General features: G+C 32.6%; 13 protein-coding genes. 1 reads left to right on the plus strand and 12 read right to left on the minus strand.

Annotated features, from left to right (window positions below; all coding sequences use genetic code 11):
* Position 1: 1 nt before the first annotated feature.
* Positions 2-874: a M23 family metallopeptidase gene (locus D1816_RS16280; RefSeq protein WP_118504200.1), complete on the minus strand. Its 873-nt coding sequence runs from the start codon at positions 872-874 to the stop codon at positions 2-4.
* Between the two features lie 298 nt (positions 875-1,172).
* Between D1816_RS16280 and D1816_RS16285 the strand changes: the two genes are divergently transcribed.
* A complete protein-coding gene (locus D1816_RS16285; RefSeq protein ID WP_066312392.1) occupies positions 1,173-1,361 on the plus strand; it encodes a twin-arginine translocase TatA/TatE family subunit in 189 nt (62 codons plus the stop codon).
* An 80-nt stretch (positions 1,362-1,441) separates the two neighbouring features.
* Here the strand turns inward: D1816_RS16285 and D1816_RS16290 are convergent, their stop codons facing one another.
* The 11 genes from D1816_RS16290 to pgk form a co-directional block, all read right to left on the minus strand.
* A complete protein-coding gene (locus D1816_RS16290; RefSeq protein ID WP_118504202.1) occupies positions 1,442-3,568 on the minus strand; it encodes a Tex family protein in 2,127 nt (708 codons plus the stop codon).
* Positions 3,569-3,712: 144 nt separating this feature from the next.
* Positions 3,713-6,097: a hypothetical protein gene (locus D1816_RS16295; protein ID WP_118504204.1), complete on the minus strand. Its 2,385-nt coding sequence runs from the start codon at positions 6,095-6,097 to the stop codon at positions 3,713-3,715.
* 130 nt (positions 6,098-6,227) lie between these two features.
* Positions 6,228-8,612, minus strand: coding sequence for a hypothetical protein (locus D1816_RS16300; RefSeq protein WP_118504206.1), 2,385 nt, complete (start codon positions 8,610-8,612; stop codon positions 6,228-6,230).
* Positions 8,613-8,742: 130 nt separating this feature from the next.
* Positions 8,743-11,139 (minus strand): hypothetical protein, encoded by a 2,397-nt coding sequence (locus tag D1816_RS16305; protein WP_118504208.1) that lies wholly within the window; start codon positions 11,137-11,139, stop codon positions 8,743-8,745.
* 76 nt (positions 11,140-11,215) lie between these two features.
* A complete protein-coding gene (locus D1816_RS16310) occupies positions 11,216-13,582 on the minus strand; it encodes a hypothetical protein (RefSeq protein ID WP_118504210.1) in 2,367 nt (788 codons plus the stop codon).
* Positions 13,583-13,715: 133 nt separating this feature from the next.
* Entirely contained in the window at positions 13,716-16,091 is a 2,376-nt protein-coding gene (locus D1816_RS16315; protein WP_147405007.1) for a hypothetical protein, read from the minus strand.
* An 85-nt stretch (positions 16,092-16,176) separates the two neighbouring features.
* On the minus strand, positions 16,177-18,603 hold the full coding sequence (locus D1816_RS16320) for a hypothetical protein (RefSeq protein WP_118504214.1): 2,427 nt from the start codon (positions 18,601-18,603) through the stop codon (positions 16,177-16,179).
* A gap of 181 nt (positions 18,604-18,784) precedes the next feature.
* Positions 18,785-19,771 (minus strand): DUF4837 family protein, encoded by a 987-nt coding sequence (locus D1816_RS16325; RefSeq protein ID WP_118504216.1) that lies wholly within the window; start codon positions 19,769-19,771, stop codon positions 18,785-18,787.
* 16 nt (positions 19,772-19,787) lie between these two features.
* The gene (locus D1816_RS16330) at positions 19,788-20,255 is read right to left on the minus strand and encodes a gliding motility-associated C-terminal domain-containing protein (protein ID WP_118504218.1); all 468 of its coding nucleotides are present in this window, start codon (positions 20,253-20,255) and stop codon (positions 19,788-19,790) included.
* Between the two features lie 15 nt (positions 20,256-20,270).
* Positions 20,271-21,905: a LysM peptidoglycan-binding domain-containing protein gene (locus tag D1816_RS16335; protein WP_118504220.1), complete on the minus strand. Its 1,635-nt coding sequence runs from the start codon at positions 21,903-21,905 to the stop codon at positions 20,271-20,273.
* A gap of 273 nt (positions 21,906-22,178) precedes the next feature.
* The gene (gene pgk, locus D1816_RS16340; RefSeq protein WP_118504222.1) at positions 22,179-23,366 is read right to left on the minus strand and encodes a phosphoglycerate kinase; all 1,188 of its coding nucleotides are present in this window, start codon (positions 23,364-23,366) and stop codon (positions 22,179-22,181) included.
* Positions 23,367-23,394 lie beyond the last annotated feature (28 nt).

Genomic DNA, 23,394 nt, shown 5'->3' on the forward strand with positions numbered 1-23,394 from the left:
GTTATTGTTCGAAATCAATAAAATTAGTTGGGTTTGTAGGGTACCCATCTCTCCATAATTCAAAATGTAAATGAGGACCTGTGGACAGTTCTCCTGTAGAACCCGCCAATGCAATGACCTCTCCTGCTTTTACTTGTTCTCCTTGTTGTTTTGACAGTGATGCATTATGCTTGTATACCGTTAATAAATTATTATTATGTTTAAGAATAATTACATGTCCAGTTTCTGCGGTCCATTCTGCGAAAATAACAGTACCTGACGAAGCTGCTTTTACAGGAGTTTCTTTAGGAACTGCTACATCTATACCATAATGTTTGTCGTTTACATTATATCCTGATGTAATATTTCCTTTTACAGGTGGAAACAAGGAAAAACCAGAATTTGATTTCTCACTTTCAAAGAGACTATACTTATCTTCTTTTGAAACTTCTTCACGCAGCTGTATATCATCTTCTGAAGGAGTCAAATCTACTTCTTCCGGATTAAGTTTTTGAGACTGTATTGCAGAGTCAATATCAAACTCTACCGTTTTTACATCTCCGGTTAATACTTTCTTTATAGACTTATAGTACTTTTGATTAATATTTATGATCGATTCTAATGAATCTGTCGTAGCGGCTATCTTTGTTGCCTTTAAATTTAGTGATGTAGAAGAGTACCCTGGAATATATTCTCTTAATGGGGTAAATGCTATTAGAAAAGTGGTGCCGGATATCAATACAATAGCAGTAATAGTCACCATTACAAAAACGTTAAGCCTATTTAGTTTAAAAGAGATTCGCTCTTCAAAAGTATCTTCATTAAGAATTACCAGGCGATACTTATTAAGTAGCTTTTTTGTAATTTTCTTTGGTTCTTTGTTCTTTTTTGCCATGGATTACATCTTGAATGCCGCATGTTATCAAAACTGTGCTCGATAACCGCAAATATACATATTCTTGCAATTAAAGAATATAACGCTATCGATTAATAGTTTAGCCTAAATTATAGAAAAAATAACATTTCTAAAATGCTTTTTTAACGATAAGAAACGTCTCTTTTTGTTTCTACATTCATAAAAAGTGCTTTTCTTCGACTATTGTACTTAATTCACTCTTAAAAGGTGTTAATATCTACTCATAATTTTATATCTGCTCTTTTCTTGCTAACTTTGTATCCTAATTTCGAAGATCATGATATCAGCTAGTATAATTTTAGGATTAGTAGGACCATGGCAAATTGCCTTAATTGTTGTAATTGTATTGCTTTTATTTGGAGGAAAAAAAATTCCTGAACTAATGAGAGGCCTTGGTAGTGGTATAAAAGAATTTAAGGATGCTTCTAAAGAAGAAGAGGATCCTAAAATTGATGATAAAAACTAATTCCTGAATACAGAATAATAAAAAGCCTAACTATCTTTAGTTAGGCTTTTTTTATGTTTTACTATTAAACCCTATATACATTAATCAATAAGTGATAATTGGATTCTTTTTCTACTCATATCTACCTCTAACACAGTAACCATAAGGTGCTGATGTAATTGTACTACGGCATTAACATCACTAATAAACTCGTTGGCAAGTTTTGAAATATGTATCAAGCCACTTTCTTTGACTCCTATATCAACAAAACATCCAAAATTTGTTATGTTGTTAACTATTCCTGGTAGTTTCATTCCTGCCTTGATATCAGCAATAGTCTTTACATTTGGGTCAAACTCAAAAACTGTTACTTTTTTTCTTGGGTCTACTCCTGGTTTTTCTAATTCCTTAACAATATCGGTTAAGGTAGGAAGACCGACTTCATCGGTAATATAGTTTTGTAGCTTAATTTTAGCAATTGCATTTTTATTTCCTATTAGTTCTTGCAAAGAAACACCAGATTCTTTGGCCATTTTAGCTACTAATGCATACCGTTCTGGGTGCACTGCAGAATTATCTAATGGGTTCTTTGGGCTAGTAATTCTAAGAAATGCTGCAGCTTGTTCATATGCTTTCCCGCCTAATCTTGGTACTTTTTTTAGTTCATTTCGCGACTGTAACGCACCATTTTCAGATCTATACGTCACAATATTCTCTGCTAATTTTTCACCAATACCAGACACATAACTTAATAGTGGGACACTGGCTGTATTCACGTTTATACCCACACTATTTACGCAGCTCATTACCACTGTATCCAATTCATTTTTAAGTTTTGTTTGGTCTACATCATGCTGATATTGCCCAACACCAATGGATTTGGCATCAATTTTTACAAGTTCTGCCAAGGGGTCTGCCAGCCTTCTTCCTATGGATACTGCACCACGTACTGTAACGTCATAATTAGGAAACTCTGCCCTCGCTATTTTGGATGCAGAATATATTGATGCCCCACTTTCATTTACCATAAATACCTGAATAGGATTATCAAAAGGAATTTTCTTAATAAAAGCTTCTGTTTCTCTTGCTGCGGTGCCATTTCCTATGGCAATAGCCTCAATCTTATATGCATTTACGAGAGATCGTATTTTTTTGATCGCCCCAGTAACCTCACGTTGTGGCGGATGAGGATAAATATTTTCATTATGCAATAAACCTCCTTGTTTATCAAGACAAACCACTTTACAACCTGACTTAAAACCAGGATCTAACGCAAGTATTGTTTTTTGACCCAAGGGAGAAGCTAATAGTAGTTGTTTTAAATTTTGTGCAAAAACCTTAATTGCACTATCGTCAGCTTTTTGTTTTGCCAGATTTAAAATTTCGGTAGAAATTGCAGGAGCTAATAACCTCTTATATGCATCTGAACTTGCTAAAAACATATGGTCGGTACAGGCTTCAACATTAGTTTTTATCATTACGTCATCAATGATATCTAACGCATCATCCTCTGGAACAACAATTTTTACTCTAACTACTTTCTCGTTTTCTGCTCTTAGAATTGCTAAAAGTCGATGAGATGGACATTTATGAAGTGACTCTTCCCACTCAAAATATTGTTGATATTTTTGAGCAGCTTCTTCATCTTTTTTAGTTTTAATTACTGTAGAACTTATGGTGGCTTTACGTTGATATAATCTGCGCAGTCTATTTCTGATTTTCTCGTCTTCACTAATCCATTCTGCGATAATATCTCGAGCACCTTGCAGGGCCAATTCTTCGTTTACTATAGTATCGTTTAGGTACTTAGAAGCTACAAAAAGAATTTCTTCTTCTTTTTGTTCTAGAATGACCTTCGCCAAGGGTTCTAATCCTTGCTCTTTGGCTGCAGAAGCTTTCGTTTTTCGCTTCTTTTTATAAGGTAAGTATAGATCCTCAACTTGTGTAAGCGTATCTGCTGCTATTATTCTTTTTTCAAGTTCGGGTGTTAGTGCTTCTTGTTCTTTTATAGCCGCCAACACACTTTCTTTTCGCTTCTCTAATGCTTCAAAAGCAGTTTTATATTTTACAATTTCACCTATTGCTACTTCATCTAGATCACCAGTCATTTCCTTACGATATCTTGCAATAAAAGGGATGGTAGCGCCCTCATCTAATAAAGAAACGGTTTTAGTAATTTGTTTTTCGGAAATAGGAGTTTGTTTAGCTATAAAAGAAACTGTATTCATTGGAATTTGGAATTTTTATAATTGCTAAATATAATGTCAAAATTCAAGGAATATTTTATACTCAATAGAAAGTTTTCTACAATTTTTAAGAATAAGCGCTATTCACCTTATAAACCTGTGCTTACCAATACACCAAAAAAAGTTTTAATTTGTATTGTTACTTTTTAAGGTCTGCATTTTTGAAATTAACGTTCCGTCGCTTCCCATACCTTCAATATAAAAAGTAACACCCTCTAATCCCGTATCTGGAATCTTAAATAATGCCGAACCGTTTTTATCGGGTTGTAGTTGTGCCTCCCAATGAATCGTACCATAATTTTTAAACCCAGGACTTGAATAATTAAGATACTTTGGCGTGTAAAACTCTTTGATAGGCTCAAAGCCTTTGTCTAAGCTATACTCTGTGATATAAGAGCTTTGCTTTTGATTACCATATTTTCCCAATGGGACTTTTCTGGTATAAATAAGAATTGTTCCACTGCCATTTAATCCAGTTATTGATCCATATTTGTCCACCAAGATCTGATCAATATCTGCAGTCTGTAAATTGAATAAAATATCAAGGTTTGATATCCTAAAATCATCGATATATACGGCAACACCTGATCCATCTAAGGTTACACTATTAATAGGAAGTATTTCTACTTGTTTATCACTATTATTCCAATATCCATATTTCACTCTAAATCCTGTTGTAGCTATATAGTCTAATATGTTAGGGAAGTTCTGTGTATCCTGTTTAGAAATCTTTCTCGCATTTCTCTTTACATTATCAGATATAAAGGCGTCATTAAACTCTTCCTTCTTCTTTGCGCCCTTAACTATTACCTTCTCTAATTTCTCAACATCGTCATTATAAAAACTATCCACAATCTCTGTCAAATCAGGCATAGATAATCTTTTCTTTATACTGGTATCCAACAAATTTGTCTCAAAAGGCTTCTTAAATCGATTCGTCTGTACCTTTAAATACATATTCGTTCTAGCCATACTACCATTACTGCGTATCGTAGAAAAACGAAGCTTCTCATTCTTCTTTAAAAACAAAGTATTTACTACAAAACTATTGTCATTAGGGTCTAAATCAATAACACTGCCAGGATTATTCTCAAAAGGAAACAAATACACCTTATCTATCTTACTTACTCTAGTATTCTGAACCCTACCTCGCAATACCAAACCCCTATTAAAATCATATAATACTTTAGGTTCCTTGTTCTTGATATTATTCCAATGATAACGACTCCAACCCTGTGTTAATAATAACAAATCTAAATCTGATAACTTAATCTCATCCTGATCCCTAAAATAATAACCCCCCTGCTCTATTACTCCCTTAACATAAGGACGTAACAACATAGCAGAAATAATATTATCATGTGGTGCATAACTCTTACTACCCTCTGGTAGTACAGAAACACTTAAATCATAAACAACATCATTCTTAGGAACATTAATACTCATAATCAATGAATCACGCTTACTGTTTAGCTTTGTAACACGAATGTCATCCTCTATCTTATCTGTGCCATTAAATATCAAACGCTCTAACAATGGAGTCTGTTCCCGAAACAATGTTAAGGTATTAACTCCACTAAATAATCGATTCCGTGCAATAGTAAGTGTCTTGGATAATTCTTTGTCATCAAAAACTAAGGCAACCTTATTGGTCTTATCGTTCTGATGTACTAAAACATAATAATCACCACTTACTGAGGGACTAGAAGTCCTATTTAAAACTACAGAAATATGATCCCTATTCCTACTATCAACCTGCATCGAAATACCACTACCCTTTATATCTTTTATAGGAATACTAAGTTCCTTGCCATCTCCTAAAATAACCTTAGCACTATACTGCATCCCTAAAACTGGACGAAACCTAAACTTACCTAAACCTAAACTATTAGATGTAAAACTTACAAGCTTACTACCCTGAGCATCAACTATAAAACCCTCATAAAAACTCTTGCCTCTACCCTGACTATCTAATAACTTAAATCCAACCGTATTGTCTACTTCACTAACCAAATGACCACCCTCTGGCAATAACTGAAAATCATATGAATCCTCAACACTTGTAGCATCTACTGATAAATCACCATTGATAATACGAATCTTTGAAGTAAAAGAATCATCCTCTATAAAATTATTCATCCAATTCGTAGAGATACGAACATAATAATCACCACTCTTCCAATCTGATCCAATCGCAATATTACCCAAAGTAACACCTTGATAGCCTAAAAATAATCCACTATACTTCTCGGTACCTTGATCATCAAAAACCTCTATATTAAAATTAGTGCTCGCTAAAGACGGTAAACCATTCTTACGATCATGAACATAACCCTTAAACCAAATCTCATCCTGAACAACATATGTGCTCTTGTTTAAATGTAAGTAAACCGTCTCTCTTGGTAGTTTAAAATAAGATGATACGGCAGCTTCCGAATCCACAACAGTAACCTGACCAAATGAAAGAAACGAACTAAATAATAAACCTAAAAGAAAAGATGATGAACGCATAATCTGCAGGATTTATAAAGATAAAATTGATGGTTAAAATGACAAATTAGTCAATGAACTTAAATATAAACATCGAAAAACACTTAAACTCTTAACAGTAAGGTTTTTAACTTAAGTTTATTATCTTTTTCTAGTTAGAGTTTTTGTTTTGTATTGTTTGTATTTTTGAAATTAATGTTCCGTCACTTCCCATACCTTCAATATAAAAAGTAACACCCTCTAATCCCGTATCTGGAATCTTAAATAATGCCGAACCGTTTTTATCGGGCTGTAGTTGTGCCTCCCAATGAATCGTACCATAATTTTTAAATCCAGGACTTGAATAATTAAGATACTTTGGCGTGTAAAACTCTTTGATAGACTCAAAGCCTTTGTCTAAGCTATACTCTGTGATATAAGAACTCTCTTTTTGTTTGCCAAACCCTTCTAAGGGAACTTTTCTGGTGTAAATGAGAATGGTTCCAGCACCATTTAATCCAGTTATTGAGCCTCTTTTATCAACTAATATCTGATCAATGTCTGCTGTTTGCATATCAAGTAAGAGATTAAAATTCGATAATCTAAAATCATCAACATATACAGCAACACCAGATCCATTAAATGTTACGCCATTAATCGGAAGTATTGTAACATACTCTGTAGTATTTATGTGATATCCGTATTTCACTCTAAATCCTTTTGTAGCTATATAGTCTAATATATTAGGAAAATCCTGTGTATCCTGTTTAGAAATCTTTCTCGCATTTCTCTTTACATTATCAGATATAAAGGCGTCATTAAACTCTTCCTTCTTCTTTGCGCCCTTAACTATTACCTTCTCTAATTTCTCAACATCGTCATTATAAAAACTATCCACAATCTCTGTCAAATCAGGCATAGATAATCTTTTCTTTATACTGGTATCCAACAAATTTGTCTCAAAAGGCTTCTTAAATCGATTCGTCTGTACCTTTAAATACATATTCGTTCTAGCCATACTACCATTACTGCGTATCGTAGAAAAACGAAGCTTCTCATTCTTCTTTAAAAACAAAGTATTTACTACAAAACTATTGTCATTAGGGTCTAAATCAATAACACTGCCAGGGTTATTCTCAAAGGGAAACAAATAAACCTTATCTATCTTACTTACTCTAGTATTCTGAACCCTACCTCGCAATACCAAGCCCCTATTAAAATCGTATAATACTTTAGGTTCCTTGTTCTTGATATTATTCCAATGATAACGACTCCAACCCTGTGTTAATAATAACAAATCTAAATCTGATAACTTAATCTCATCCTGATCCCTAAAATAATAACCCCCCTGCTCTATTACTCCCTTAACATAAGGACGTAACAACATAGCAGAAATAATATTATCATGTGGTGCATAACTCTTACTACCCTCTGGTAGTACAGAAACACTTAAATCATAAACAACATCATTCTTAGGAACATTAATACTCATAATCAATGAATCACGCTTACTGTTTAGCTTTGTAACACGAATGTCATCCTCTATCTTATCTGTGCCATTAAATATCAAACGCTCTAACAATGGAGTCTGTTCCCGAAACAATGTTAAGGTATTAACTCCACTAAATAATCGATTCCGTGCAATAGTAAGTGTCTTGGATAATTCTTTGTCATCAAAAACTAAGGCAACCTTATTGGTCTTATCGTTCTGATGTACTAAAACATAATAATCACCACTTACTGAGGGACTAGAAGTCCTATTTAAAACTACAGAAATATGATCCCTATTCCTACTATCAACCTGCATCGAAATACCACTACCCTTTATATCTTTTATAGGAATACTAAGTTCCTTGCCATCTCCTAAAATAACCTTAGCACTATACTGCATCCCTAAAACTGGACGAAACCTAAACTTACCTAAACCTAAACTATTAGATGTAAAACTTACAAGCTTACTACCCTGAGCATCAACTATAAAACCCTCATAAAAACTCTTGCCTCTACCCTGACTATCTAATAACTTAAATCCAACCGTATTGTCTACTTCACTAACCAAATGACCACCCTCTGGTAATAACTGAAAATCATATGAATCCTCAACACTTGTAGCATCTACTGATAAAGCACCATTGATAATACGAATCTTTGAAGTAAAAGAATCATCCTCTATAAAATTATTCATCCAATTCGTAGAGATACGAACATAATAATCACCACTCTTCCAATCTGATCCAATCGCAATATTACCCAAAGTAACGCCTTGATAGCCTAAAAATAATCCACTATACTTCTCGGTACCTTGATCATCAAAAACCTCTATATTAAAATTAGTGCTCGCTAAAGACGGTAAACCATTCTTACGATCATGAACATAACCCTTAAACCAAATCTCATCCTGAACAACATATGTGCTCTTGTTTAAATGTAAGTAAACTGTCTCTCTTGGTAGTTTAAAATAAGATGATACGGCAGCTTCTGAATCCACAACAGTAACCTGACCAAATGAAAGAAACGAACTAAATAATAAACCTAAAAGAAAAGATGATGAACGCATAATCTGCACTATTTATAAAAGTAAAATTGATGGTTAAAATGACAAATTAGTCAATGAACTTAAATATAAACATCGAAAAACACTTAAACTCTTAACAATAAGATATTTAACTTAAGTTTATTATCTTTTTCTAGTTAGAGTTTTTGTTTTGTATTGTTTGTATTTTTGAAATTAGTGTTCCGTCGCTTCCCATACCTTCAATATAAAAAGTAACACCCTCTAATCCCGTATCTGGAATCTTAAATAATGCCGAACCGTTTTTATCGGGTTGTAGTTGTGCCTCCCAATGAATCGTACCATAATTTTTAAACCCAGAACTTGAATAATTAAGATACTTTGGCGTGTAAAACTCTTTGATAGGCTCAAATCCTTTGTCTAAACTATACTCTGTGATATAAGAGCTTTGCTTTTGATTACTATATCCCTCTAAGGGAACTTTTCTGGTATAGATAAGGATTGTTCCACTACCACTTAAGCCTGTTATTGCACCATTTCTATCAACTAATACTTGGTCAATATCTGCAGTCTGTAAATTAAACAAGAGATCTAGGCTTGATAACCTAAAATCATCAATATATACAGCAACACCTGCGCCATTTACAGTAGCACTATTGACAGGAAGTATGGAAATTAAAGGGTCTTCACCTTCAGAAGTTGTTGTTCCAGTGCCATATTTTACTCTAAACCCTTTTGTAGCTATATAGTCTAATATGTTAGGGAAGTTCTGTGTATCCTGTTTAGAAATCTTTCTCGCATTTCTCTTTACATTATCAGATATAAAGGCGTCATTAAACTCTTCCTTCTTCTTTGCGCCCTTAACTATTACCTTCTCTAATTTCTCAACATCGTCATTATAAAAACTATCCACAATCTCTGTCAAATCAGGCATAGATAATCTTTTCTTTATACTGGTATCCAACAAATTTGTCTCAAAAGGCTTCTTAAATCGATTCGTCTGTACCTTTAAATACATATTCGTTCTAGCCATACTACCATTACTGCGTATCGTAGAAAAACGAAGCTTCTCATTCTTCTTTAAAAACAAAGTATTTACTACAAAACTATTGTCATTAGGGTCTAAATCAATAACACTGCCAGGATTATTCTCAAAAGGAAACAAATACACCTTATCTATCTTACTTACTCTAGTATTCTGAACCCTACCTCGCAATACCAAACCCCTATTAAAATCATATAATACTTTAGGTTCCTTGTTCTTGATATTATTCCAATGATAACGACTCCAACCCTGTGTTAATAATAACAAATCTAAATCTGATAACTTAATCTCATCCTGATCCCTAAAATAATAACCCCCCTGCTCTATTACTCCCTTAACATAAGGACGTAACAACATAGCAGAAATAATATTATCATGTGGTGCATAACTCTTACTACCCTCTGGTAGTACAGAAACACTTAAATCATAAACAACATCATTCTTAGGAACATTAATACTCATAATCAATGAATCACGCTTACTGTTTAGCTTTGTAACACGAATGTCATCCTCTATCTTATCTGTGCCATTAAATATCAAACGCTCTAACAATGGAGTCTGTTCCCGAAACAATGTTAAGGTATTAACTCCACTAAATAATCGATTCCGTGCAATAGTAAGTGTCTTGGATAATTCTTTGTCATCAAAAACTAAGGCAACCTTATTGGTCTTATCATTCTGATGTACTAAAACATAATAATCACCACTTACTGAGGTACTAGAAGTCCTATTTAAAACTACAGAAATATGATCCCTATTCCTGCTATCAACCTGCATCGAAATACCACTACCCTTTATATCTTTTATAGGAATACTAAGTTCCTTGCCATCTCCTAAAATAACCTTAGCACTATACTGCATCCCTAAAACTGGACGAAACGTAAACTTACCTAAACCTAAACTATTAGATGTAAAACTTACAAGCTTATTATTCTGGGCATCAACTATAAAACCCTCATAAAAACTCTTGCCTCTACCCTGACTATCTAATAACTTAAATCCAACCGTATTGTCTACTTCACTAACCAAATGACCACCTTCTGGCAATAACTGAAAATCATATGAATCCTCAACACTTGTAGCATCTACTGATAAAGCACCATTGATAATACGAATCTTTGAAGTAAAAGAATCATCCTCTATAAAATTATTCATCCAATTCGTAGAGATACGAACATAATAATCCCCACTCTTCCAATCTGATCCAATCGCAATATTACCCAAAGTAACGCCTTGATAGCCTAAAAATAATCCACTATACTTCTCGGTACCTTGATCATCAAAAACCTCTATATTAAAATTAGTGCTCGCTAAAGACGGTAAACCATTCTTACGATCATGAACATAACCCTTAAACCAAATCTCATCCTGAACAACATATGTACTCTTGTTTAAATGTAAGTAAACCGTCTCTCTTGGTAGTTTAAAATAAGACGATACGGCAGCTTCTGAATCCACAACAGTAGCCTGACCAAATGAAAGAAACGAACTAAATAATAAACCTAAAAGAAAAGATGATGAACGCATATTATTTTACTTACTAGTTTTTAATGTATTGTTTTGCCCCTTGCGATGAACTAAAGATAAAAATATAATTCCATCTTTAATTTGAGTTTATATTTTTTATTGTCTGAATTTTTGAAACAAGTGTTCCATCACTTCCAACACCTTCGATATAAAATTTTATGCTTTTTAAAAATGTATCCGGAATTTTTAAGGTACCAATTCCTTTGTCATCAAAAATAACTCTAGGTTGCCAATGTACTGTACCATAATCTCTAAAAAGAGGGTCTTGAAAACTGGCATAAATAGGGTTATAAAATTCCTTTGCAGGTGTAAAACCATTCTTAAAAGTATGTTCTGATATTTTATAATCTATTCCGGCACTTGCAGTACCATCAAAAAATGACTTTTTACTATAAATTCTTATTTCGCCACTACTACCTCCAAAACCAAATTTATCGTAATAAACATCCTCTACATCTTGGGTAAGTGTACTAAGTAAAATACTAAAATCTATGAGCTGTACATCATCTAAATATATTTCAGGAATATTTCTATTTGTCAATATATTTGGGGTCTGCACATTATCTGCATTGGGGTTTTCTGTAGCTCCGGCTGGATTTATATTTAACCGAATACCCAGAGACCGTATTAAATAATCTGCAATCGTTGTGTATGCATTTGCATCTGTTTCACTAATTTCTCTTGATTTTCCTATTAGAAACTCTGATTCTTCTTCTTTCTGTTTTTTCTTACCCTTTATAAGTACCTCATCTAATAGCTCTGTATCTCCAAAAAAATATGAAGGGATAGAAACATCGTCTGTTTTTTTGATGGTTGTTGAAAAAGCAGGTGGTGAAAAAGGTTTTTGAAACCGTTTTTGAAATGCCTGAACATATATGCCGGTTTTTATAAACTTACCTTTTGCATTTACGGCAGAGACATTGATTAATTCGCCTTGATTTGGGTAATAATTTTGAACCTTAAAGGCATTTGTACTATCCAAATCAATCAATCTAGATGTATTGTTTTTAGTTGGATAAAGATACACCTGTTTAATCTCCTTATTTTTAATATTCTGAAGCTTTCCTTTTAGTGTTAACCCGTTATTAAAATTATGTACAATACTTGGGGGTTTATTAAAGACTGTATCCCAGTTATATTTACTCCAACCTTGAGTTAGTAATAATAAATCCAGGTTATATACTTTTCTTCTATTTAAATTGGTAAAGTAGTACTTTGGATTCTGAATAAAACCTTTAACATAGGGTTTAAGAAGTATTGCAGAGCGTATATTATCTTTATGGTTGTACGATTTTGTTTCTTCTGGGAGAACAGAAACACTTAGATCATAGTTTACACCATTAGTGTAAGGCATCTTTATATTAAACAGTAAAGAATCATTTCTTGCATTTTGATATGTTAATTCTATTTCACTTTCTTTTTTTACCGCTGTATTAAAAAGTAACCGCTCTAGAATAGGTGTTTTATTTTTAAAGAGGGTGATTGTATTTACGCCATCATAAAATTGATCTCTTTTAATGTATATCGCTTTTTCAGTTTTTTTAGCAGAAAAATCTATTGCAATCTTCTTTGATTTGCCATTTTGGTGAATCAACAAATAATGCTTCTTATTTTTTATTTCTTTTAATGTGGTCTTATTTGTATTAAAAACGATTATAACATTATCTTTATAAAGGTTATTAACGGTTATAGAAATACCTTTCTTTTTAATTTCAGGGAAAGGTATTTTTATTTCTTTCTTATCGTCAAGAACAACAACTGCTGTATATCCTTGATTTGACTGAGGGTTAAAACTAAATTTTCCGATCCCAAATCTATTTGATGTAAAAGATGCTACTTTATTTTCCTTATCATCAAGTACAAATCCATTATCAAAAGATACCCCGAGTCCCGAATTATTAGTTAGTTTAAATCCAATTGTATTCTCAGCATCTGCAATGAGGTGTCCTCCTTCGGGAAGTAATTGAAAATCATAAAGAATGCTTTTTTCGATGACTTGATTATCCAAGGATTGATTTACAATCTTGATTTCCTTTTTATAATAGTCTTCTTCTAGAAAATTATTCATCCAATTGGTCGATACTCTAAGATAGTAACTGCCACTCGGCCATGTTTTTTTAATTTTAATAGCACCACTGGCACTACCGCGATATCCTAAAAATAGCCCACCAAAGACTTGATTGCCTTTAGTATCAAAAAGCTCAACATTGAAATTTGTTGTAAATCGTGATGGTAAATTGTTTTTTCGATCGTATGCGTACACTTTGAACCAAATTTCTTCTCCTGTTAGAAATGTGCTCTTGTTGACATGTGTATACAACGTTTCTCGAGGGCTTTTGAAATATTCGTCTATTGCTTTTTGAGAAATTTCACTAGAATCTGTTTGTCCGGTTATATGATATGAACAAAATAGTAGTCCAAAAATTAAAATTAGAAGCCGCATATAATTTGTGTGTGTCATCTTTATAAATTGTAAATCAATTATTTACACTCTTGTTTCTTTAAATATAAAAAACCCAATGTGCAATCATTATCACTCTGGGGTTTTTAACTTAATCTTATCAAAAATGCTTGTCTTAATTTGCATTTACATTTCTTATAGTGTGAGTTTTTGATATAAAACTACCGTCACTTCCCATTCCTTCAATAAAAAACTTAATATTTTCTATTGAGGTATCAGGAATTTTAAAAGTCCCTTTTCCTTTTTTATTAAAGGTAATCTCGGGTTGCCAATGGATAGTACCATAATTCACAAAAAGAGGGTCAGAAAAACTACTATATTCAGGGTTATAAAATTCTTTTTTCGGTTCAAACCCCTCCTTGATCTTATGTTCTGAAACTGTAGCCTTAACCTTTGACCCTGATGTATATCCTTCTAAAGGAGTTTTTCTGGTGTAAATAAAAAACGTTCCGTTTCCACTTAAACCAGTTATCCAGCCTCTTCTATCGATTAGTATTCGATCAATATCTTCAGTTCGTAAATTGAATAGTAGGTCCTGATTGGATATTCTAACATCATCAATATATACTGTATTTACCCCAACTATTTCTATTAAAGGGGAAAATACACCATCACCATATCGTACTCTATATCCATTTGCAACAATGTAATCAAGTATATTTGGAAAATTCTGTGTGTCCTGCTTTGTTATCTTTCTAGAATTTCTTTTAACATTATCAGAAATAAAAGCATCGTGAAACTCTTCTTTCTTATTCGAGCCTTTTAATATCACTTTTTCTAATTCCTCAACATTAGTACTGTATAATGAACCAACAATCTCTATAGGATCAAAATTTGTTATTCTATGGTCAACTTGTGTATTAAAAGTATCCAACGAAAGTGGTTTTTTAAATCTATTTGGTTGTACCTGCAAATACACTCCTGTTTTTGCAAAACGCCCATTTGATTTCATTGCTGATAACTTAATCGTTTCGTTCTTTTCTGGATAAAAATCAGTAATTACAAAGCTATTCCTTGTGCTGTCAAGATCAATAATTTTTGATGCATTATATTTCGTCGGAAACAAATATATTTTATTTATATCTTGACTTCTAGTGTTTTGCAATTTTCCTTTAACCGTTATACCATGGTTAAAATTATAATGAACTTTAGGTTGATTGGCATAGATGTTATGCCAGCTATATTTGCTCCACCCCTGTGTAATTAATAAAAGATCCAAATCATATGATTTTTCTCGATCTACATTTGTAAAGTAATATTTTGGGTTCTCAACAAAGCCTTTAAGGTGGTTTTTTAGCATTAAAGCAGATATTATATTATCGTCATGCTCATATGCCTTGGTGTATTCTGGTAATACTGATATACTCATATCATATTGAATCTCTTTTTTCTTATCTACCGCTATCGTAAAGGATAATGAATCTTTTTCTGTTCCTGCAGATGTAATAAGAACTTCATTAGTATTTATTGTCTGTATTGAGTTAAACAATAATCGTTCTAGAACAGGAACTTCTTCCTCAAATAAAGTTATACTATTAATCCCTTCAAAAAGTTCTTTTCTGCCAATATGAATAGGCTTTTTATATTGATTGGGCAAAAAACTCACAGCTACTTTTCTAGACTCACCATTTTGTCTAATCAATAGATAATACTCTTTTTGTTCTATATCTTTTGATGTGTTAGGGTTTGTATTTAATTCGATAACAATACTATCATCAAAAAGGTTATTAATGCTCATGGCAATTCCTTTAGGAGCTATGCTAGGAAAAGTAGTTCTCACTTCTTTTCCGTTCTTTAATTTTACAATAGCTTCATACTTTTTTTCAGGATCGGGCTGTATAGTAAACTTTCCCATTCCAAAAGCATTAGATCTAAAAGAAATGATTTTAGTATTTTGTTGGTCTACAATATAGGCTTCATCAAATGATACTCCGTATCCACGATTGTTTATTAATTTAAAACCAACTGTATTATCAGTGCCTGAGACGATATGACCTCCTTCTGGTAATAACTTAAAGTCGTAAGTAGTTTCCTGCGTTATATCCTCTTTAGCAATTTTTTGATTTATAATTTTAATCTTTTGTGTGTACGAATCATCTTCTATAAAATTATTCATCCAGTTGGTAGAGATTCTTAAATAATAGTTTCCACTGCTCCAGGTCGAATCTATTTTAATAGTTCCGCTGGTTTTACCATTCTCTCCTAAGTGCAAACTACTGTGAAGTTCTTTACCATCTTTATCGAATAGGGCTACATTAAAGTTTTTGGTTCTTAACGAGGGTAATCTATTTTTTCTATCATACGCATAGCCTTTAAACCATATATTCTCTCCTAAAACATAGGTGCTTTTATTAAGGTGAGCATATAGGGATTCTCTAGGTATTTCAAAATACTTAGCATTTGCATCTTCGGGCAACAACGTAACTTTTTTTTGTGAAAAAGAGAAATTAGATAGTACTAGTGTAGTACATAATAATATAAATAGCCTCATTTGATGGTAGTTTTTAAGTCTTAAAAATTTGTGTGTAATTATTATCACTCTTGGGTTTAATTTAACCGTATCAAAAATGCTTATTTTAATTTGCATTTACATTTCTTACGGTATAAACTTTTGATACCAAACTACCATCACTACCTATTCCTTCAATAAAAAATTTAATATTCTTTAAAGAAGTATCAGGAATTTTAAAAGTGCTTTTTCCTTTTTTGTTAAAGGTAATTTCAGGTTGCCAGTGGATCGTACCATAGTCTATAAAAAGAGGGTCAGAAAAACTACTATATTCTGGGTTATAAAATTCTTTTTTAGGCTCAAAACCGTCTTTTATTTTATGTTTTGAAACTGTAGATCTAACTTTTGACCCTGTTTTATATCCGCCCAAAGGAATTTTTCTAGTATAAATTTCAATAGTTCCTGCTCCTCTCAAACCGGTAATCGAACCCGTTCTGTCTATAAAGATTCGTTCTACTTCTTCTGTTCTAAAATTAAACAAGATATCATAATTGGAAAGTAACACGCCATCAAGAAACACTTGCGGAGAATTAGACCCAAGTGCAGAGACAAGTCTTGTCGAGATTATAGTAACCTCACCTTGAGGTGTTGTACTCACTGCATTTCCATTTTCACTACTTCCATATCTAACACGAAATCCCTTGGTCGAAATATAATCCAATACATTGGGATAAGATCTGGCATCTTGTTCTGTAATTTCTTTAGATCTTTTTTTTACATAATCGGGTATAAATATATTACTAAGGTTCTCTTGTTTTTTCACAGCACTAATTTCGACTTTATCCAATTTCTGAATTTCGCTATTAAAAAAGTAATCTGGTATATCCACATCATCCAAAACAATATTGTTTACATCTATTTTTGAGGGAATAGTTGCTGAAAACGATTTTTTAAACCTATTTGGTTGTACTTGAAGATACACTCCTGTTTTTGCAAAACGCCCATTTGATTTGATAGCCGAAAGCTTAACTATTTCGTTCTTTTCTGGATAAAAATCAGTAATTACAAAGCTATTTCTAGTACTGTCAAGATCAATAATTTTTGATGCACTATGTTTTGTTGGAAACAGGTAAATCTTATCAATATCATGATCTCTGGTATTTTGCAATTTCCCTTTAACCGTTATACCATAATTAAAGTCATAACGTATTTTGGGTTGATATGTGAAAATATTATGCCAGCTATATTTGCTCCACCCCTGTGTAATTAATAAAAGATCTAAATCATATGATTTTTCTCGATCTACATTTGTAAAGTAATATTTTGGGTTCTCAACAAAGCCTTTAAGGTGGTTTTTTAGCATTAAAGCAGATATTATATTATCATCATGCTCATATGCCTTGGTATATTCTGGTAATACTGATATACTCATATCATATTGAATCTCTTTTTTCTTATCTATTGCTATCGTAAAGGATAATGAATCTTTTTCTGCTTTTGAAGATGTAATAAGAACTTCATTAGTATTTATTTTGGTTATTGAATTAAACAATAATCGTTCTAGAACTGGAGTTTTATCTTTAAATAGTGTTATGATATTAACACCTTCAAAAAGTTCTTTTCTGCCAATATGAATCGTCTTTTTATATTGATTGGACAAAAAACTCACAGCTACTTTTCTAGACTCACCATTTTGTCTAATCAATAGATAATATTCTTTTTGTTCTATATCTTTTGATGTATTAGGGTTTGTATTTAATTCGATAACAATACTATCATCAAAAAGGTTATTAATGCTCATAGAAATTCCTTTAGGGGCTATGCTAGGAAAAGTAGTTCTCACTTCTTTTCCATTCTTCAATTTTACAATAGCTTCATACTTTTTTTCAGGATCGGGGTGTATAGTAAACTTTCCCATTCCAAAAGCATTAGATCTAAAAGAAATGATTTTAGTATTTTGTTGGTCTACAATATAGGCTTCATCAAATGATACTCCGTAACCACGATCATTTATTAATTTAAAACCAATTGTATTATCTGTGCCCGAAACGATATGACCTCCTTCTGGTAATAACTTAAAGTCGTAAGCAATCTCCTGCGTTATATCCTGTTTAACAATTTTTTGATTTATAATTTTAATCTTTTGCGTATATGAATCATCTTCTATAAAATTATTCATCCAGTTGGTAGAGATTCTTAAATAATAGTTTCCACTGCTCCAGGTCGAATCTATTTTAATAGTTCCGCTGGTTTTACCATCTTCTCCAAGGTGCAGACTACTGTAAACTTCTTTACCTTCTTTATTAAATAACTCTATATTAAAATTTTTAGTTCTTAACGAGGGTAGTCTATTTTTTCGATCATATGCATAGCCTTTAAACCAGATTTGATCTCCCAAAACATAGGTGCTTTTATTAAGATGAACATACAGGGACTCTCTAGGTATTTCAAAATACTTAGCATTTGCATCTTCGGGCAGTTCTGAAGGTGTTTTTTGTGAAAAAGCAAAGTTAGATAGTAGTAGTGTAGTCCACAATAATAGAAATAGCCTCATTTGATGGTAGTTTTTAAGTTTTAAAATGCTTGTGTGCAATTTAAAACAGTCATCAAAAAATATACCATCTCCTAAAAATCTTAAAAAAATACAGTTTTTTCAGGTTTCTAAGGCTATATGGGTGAATTTCTTAACAGAAAGTAAGGAAATACACTATTTAATCATACTATATGAGAAATTACTAATTAAATTTGATTGTTTTAATAATTGCTTCAAGTTCAAACATATTATTCCTTTTAGCAATCGAAGGTGCAAAAACAAACCCTTCTAAAACCAGTAATCTATTGTTTGGAACATCCTCGATAACATAATTTACAAAAGGACCTGCCATAAAGCGTTCTTTAATTTCCCAAGTTCCTTTAGTCTCAAAAGTAAATCTATTATCTAATTTAGTTTCATAAAGGTAAGGTGCATACGCTTCTTCGGTGATAAAATTTCCTACTGCCGATGTTGGGATTTTTACTGCGCCAATAGAATCTCTCATTTTAATAATACTAGAAACTGTGTTAGAATCTTTAGGAATCGTTCCTAAAGGGAGTTCATAAATCATTAAATCCATGCTTCCGTTAGTAATTTCTTTACGTATCCAGAAGAATTTATCCTCTTCAATTGCGACACGATATGCGCTAGGAATATCAAGATTGATTCCCATTTTTTCTGATAATTGCGGAATTCTTTCAAGAGATTTTTTAATCCGCTTATGTTTTTCTTTTGTCTCTGTAAGTTTATAGTTTGAAACTATCGTTTCATGATTTTTATGAATCAGCTCAATAATTTCATTTTCGGTACCCGAAATAACCACCCCATTTTGTGGTGTAGCAAATTTATTCTTTAATGTGATATAGTCTTTCTTCTTTCCTTTCTTAATAAGAAGGAATGTTCTGCTCTTGCGGGCCAAACCTGAAAATGCTGCATTGGGCATTTGCCTCATTGAAAACAAAGGTTCTACTTGCGGTAATCCTGGTACTTCGGCTCCAAAATATTTACGGATAGTATCGCCTACTCTTCCTTTCCAAAGGTCATTATCGATAACTACTGAAAGTTCATTTATTTTACCCACAGAGTGCGCCATTGCACCTCTTGAGGCAGTATCTTTATTCTCTTTTTTTTTCTCTGTACAACTTAAAATACAAAGTGAAAAAATAAATACTAGTGTAAGTTTTTTCATAATATAATACCCTAATTTATTCAAGTAACGGATCCGTGATATTGAACGCATTACATTTATCAGTGTCAATTCCTGATGATTTAATAGCACAAATCGTACCATTTGCTTTAAATAATTGCCCGTTATCTACCAATAATTCGTAAGTAAATACTTTTTTATCAAAAGATTGGTCTATCAAGTCTAATCCAAACCTTTGATTTAGGTGATAGTTTTCTGTTTCAAAAATCAATACACCTCTATCAAATATCTTAATACTATTATTGGGATAGGCTCCTAAACCTGAAATCACAAATTGATCATTAAAACCATCTCCATTAGGTGTAAATACATTAAAAAATAACAATTCAGTATCTCCAGAAAGATTATTTGTTTCGATGCTTAATGCATCTTCTCCACAACAAGATAAGTTATTATTATCAGTGTCATCATCAGAACAATTCAAGAAGAACAGACAGGTGATACCCGTTAAGAATAATTTATACATTATTAGTGTTTGTATTTATGATTTAGAAAGTCTTAATTTCATACCTGGTTTAATACCACTGCCACTAATATCGTTCCAGCTTTTTAGGTTTTCTACAGAAATATTTTTAAACTTCTTAGAAATACTCCATAACGTATCTCCTGATTTAACAGTGTACAATTCTGAAGTACTAGTAACTGTTTTCGCTTTAGTAGTTTTCGAAGAAGATGCTTTTTGAGTTGTATTTACTACGGGACGTCTTGGGTATACGGTAAGACGTTGACCCACTCTTAAGTTATTACTACGTAGTCTATTCCATTTTTTTAGTTGGCTTACTCTAACGCCATATCTTCGGGCGATTTTTCCCAAATAATCTCCACTTCGTACTCTATATCTAATCCTGTCATTAGCTTCAAAATATTTAGGAAGCGGTTTCTCTCGTTTATCAAATTCGGCTTTAGCCAATGTATACACTTGATCCTCATTAGCTACAAAAGGGCCTATTTTATCTAACGGCAAACGCAACACATAATTCTCATCTTTTATATACGGTATAATATCAAGTTTATACGAAGGGTTTAAGAATTGAAGTTCCTCCATGTCTATATTCATATATTCTGAAACCTGATCTAATGAAATCATCTGTTTCACTTTAATAGTATCGGTTTCAAAATATGCAAACTCTGGTTTTCTGGGTTTAAAACCATGTTTGTCTGCATACTCAAAGATATACATAGTGGCAAGAAAGGCAGGCAAATATCCAGCAGTCTCTCTTGGAAGGTTATGTCTTATATTCCAATAATTAGTGTAACCACCACTACGTCTAATTGCCTTAGTTACATTACCTGGTCCAGAATTATATGATGCTAAAGCAAGATCCCAATCTCCAAATATTTTATACAGTTTGGCAAGGTAAGCACAAGCCGCTTGGGTGGCCATAATTGGATCCATACGTTCATCTACATATGAGCTTACTTCTAAGCCATACATTTTTCCTGTACCAAACATAAACTGCCACAATCCTGTAGCGCCAACTCTAGACTTTGCTCTAGGTTTTAAAGCTGATTCTACAATAGCAAGGTATTTAATCTCTAAAGGTATATTTTGATTATCTAATTCTTGTTCAAAAAGAGGAAAATAAAATTCACTAAGTGCCATCAACCTGTTCAAGTGTTCGTGCCTGTTTTTTAAGTAATTTTTGATAACACTCTCTAAAGAAGTGTTGTATTCTACATTAAATGGTGTTCGAGCATTTAACTCTGCTAATCTTGCTTTTAAAGTATCTGTAGGTAAATCAACATATTCTACAGGCTCATATGCTAGTTCTGTAACAGATTTATAAATCGTATCAAAAAGACTAGAGTTGTATAGTTCTTGTTTCCATAAAGAATCTAACTCAGACATTTTTGGATAGTCTTTTGCTGCATAGGTTAGGCTATCTTTTATACTTGTTTTAGTTAGCGTAGTCATTTGCAATTCATTACTTGTAGTAATAATCTGTGTAGTTGTATCTACTACCTGAACTGTATCTCTTTGAACAGTTAGAGACTTTTCTAACAAGATTTCTTTGCTTTTATCTGTATCTGCAGTTTTATGTTCTTTTGTTTTTTGCGCAAATGCACAAAATGAAACCAATAGAAAAAAAAGAAATGAAGAAGTAGTTTTTCTCATACCTAATATTATTTACTTCAAATTTTAGAGATTTAGGGGTATATGTCTTTCTTTATTAAAAAGAATTTAGACAAAACGGGTACTGCTTTCAAAAATAATTAAAAAACAATCACTAATTAACATGTTATCAACAATACCGTCGCGAAAATCGCATTTTTTTTCTAAAGCACAAAAGATCAGAGCGTTAAAAACATAAAAAAACCAGTCGAGATGACTGGTTTTTCCTTCATTTTTTCCAAAACAAGGTTTTTTCTTACAAAACCTTGATGTAACTTATTTTTTTATCGCTGCAATTCCTGGTAATGTTTTTCCTTCTAAACTTTCTAACATAGCCCCTCCACCTGTAGAAACATAACTTACCTTATCACCAAAACCAAACTGTTTTACTGCTGCAACAGAATCTCCTCCTCCTACTAAAGAGAACGCTCCATTCTTAGTTGCTTCGGCAATAGAATCACCTAATGCAATAGTACCTTTTGCAAAATTTTCCATTTCAAAAACTCCTAATGGTCCATTCCATAGAATAGTTTTTGAAGCCAATATTACTTCATGAAAATTTTTCATAGTTTCAGGTCCTGCATCTAGCCCTTGCCAACCCTCTGGGATTTCTTTTACATCAACCACCTTAGTGTTCGCATTATTATCAAATGCATCTGCCCCTAATACATCAACTGGTAGATGAATTTGAACTCCTTTTTCTTTCGCTTGTTTAAGAATATTTAAAGCCAATTCTTGTTTGTCATCCTCACAGATAGAATCACCAATCTGTCCACCTTGCGCTTTTATAAATGTATAGGTCATACCACCACCAACAATCAAGTGATCTACTTTATCTAAAATATTTTCGATAATTGTAATTTTTGAAGATACTTTAGATCCTCCTAAAACAGCAGTTATTGGTTTCTCTCCACTACGCAATACTTTATCAATACTCTCTATTTCTTTTGCAAGCAGACTACCAAAACATTTGTCTTCTGGGAAAAACTGAGCCACTATTGTTGTAGAAGCATGTGCTCTATGGGCGGTTCCAAAAGCATCGTTAACGTAGATATCTCCTAATTTTGATAATTTTTCTGCAAAATCAACATCACCTGCAGTTTCACTAGGATGAAATCTAAGGTTTTCTAACAATAATACCTCACCAGAGCCAAGTTTTGCCACTGCATCTTCAGCTTCTTGTCCTGCACAATTTGGCACAAACTTTACCTGTACTCCAAGTACTTCTGATACTTTATCTACAATATGTCGAAGAGAAAACTCATCTTGAACCCCCTTTGGTCTTCCTAAGTGTGACATCAAAACTGCCGAGCCACCATCTTCTAATACTTTAATAATTGTAGGTTTAGCAGCTTGTATTCTAGTCTCGTCGGTTACCTCAAAACTATCATTTAAGGGTACATTAAAATCTACACGAATTAATGCTTTTTTATTTTCAAAATTAAAATCGTTGATTGTCTTCATCTTACAGTATTGATATTGAGTCAACGAA

Source organism: Aquimarina sp. AD10 (assembly GCF_003443715.1).
GTDB classification, from domain to species: Bacteria; Bacteroidota; Bacteroidia; order Flavobacteriales; family Flavobacteriaceae; genus Aquimarina; species Aquimarina aggregata.

Excerpts from the sequence above, each read along its gene's own strand:
- D1816_RS16280 (WP_118504200.1), bottom strand. The coding sequence starts at position 874 with ATGGCAAAAAAGAACAAAGAACCAAAGAAAATTACAAAAAAGCTACTT.
- D1816_RS16285 (WP_066312392.1), top strand. The coding sequence starts at position 1,173 with ATGATATCAGCTAGTATAATTTTAGGATTAGTAGGACCATGGCAAATT.
- D1816_RS16290 (WP_118504202.1), bottom strand. The coding sequence starts at position 3,568 with ATGAATACAGTTTCTTTTATAGCTAAACAAACTCCTATTTCCGAAAAA.
- D1816_RS16295 (WP_118504204.1), bottom strand. The coding sequence starts at position 6,097 with ATGCGTTCATCATCTTTTCTTTTAGGTTTATTATTTAGTTCGTTTCTT.
- D1816_RS16300 (WP_118504206.1), bottom strand. The coding sequence starts at position 8,612 with ATGCGTTCATCATCTTTTCTTTTAGGTTTATTATTTAGTTCGTTTCTT.
- D1816_RS16305 (WP_118504208.1), bottom strand. The coding sequence starts at position 11,139 with ATGCGTTCATCATCTTTTCTTTTAGGTTTATTATTTAGTTCGTTTCTT.
- D1816_RS16310 (WP_118504210.1), bottom strand. The coding sequence starts at position 13,582 with ATGCGGCTTCTAATTTTAATTTTTGGACTACTATTTTGTTCATATCAT.
- D1816_RS16315 (WP_147405007.1), bottom strand. The coding sequence starts at position 16,091 with ATGAGGCTATTTATATTATTATGTACTACACTAGTACTATCTAATTTC.
- D1816_RS16320 (WP_118504214.1), bottom strand. The coding sequence starts at position 18,603 with ATGAGGCTATTTCTATTATTGTGGACTACACTACTACTATCTAACTTT.
- D1816_RS16325 (WP_118504216.1), bottom strand. The coding sequence starts at position 19,771 with ATGAAAAAACTTACACTAGTATTTATTTTTTCACTTTGTATTTTAAGT.
- D1816_RS16330 (WP_118504218.1), bottom strand. The coding sequence starts at position 20,255 with ATGTATAAATTATTCTTAACGGGTATCACCTGTCTGTTCTTCTTGAAT.
- D1816_RS16335 (WP_118504220.1), bottom strand. The coding sequence starts at position 21,905 with ATGAGAAAAACTACTTCTTCATTTCTTTTTTTTCTATTGGTTTCATTT.
- pgk (WP_118504222.1), bottom strand. The coding sequence starts at position 23,366 with ATGAAGACAATCAACGATTTTAATTTTGAAAATAAAAAAGCATTAATT.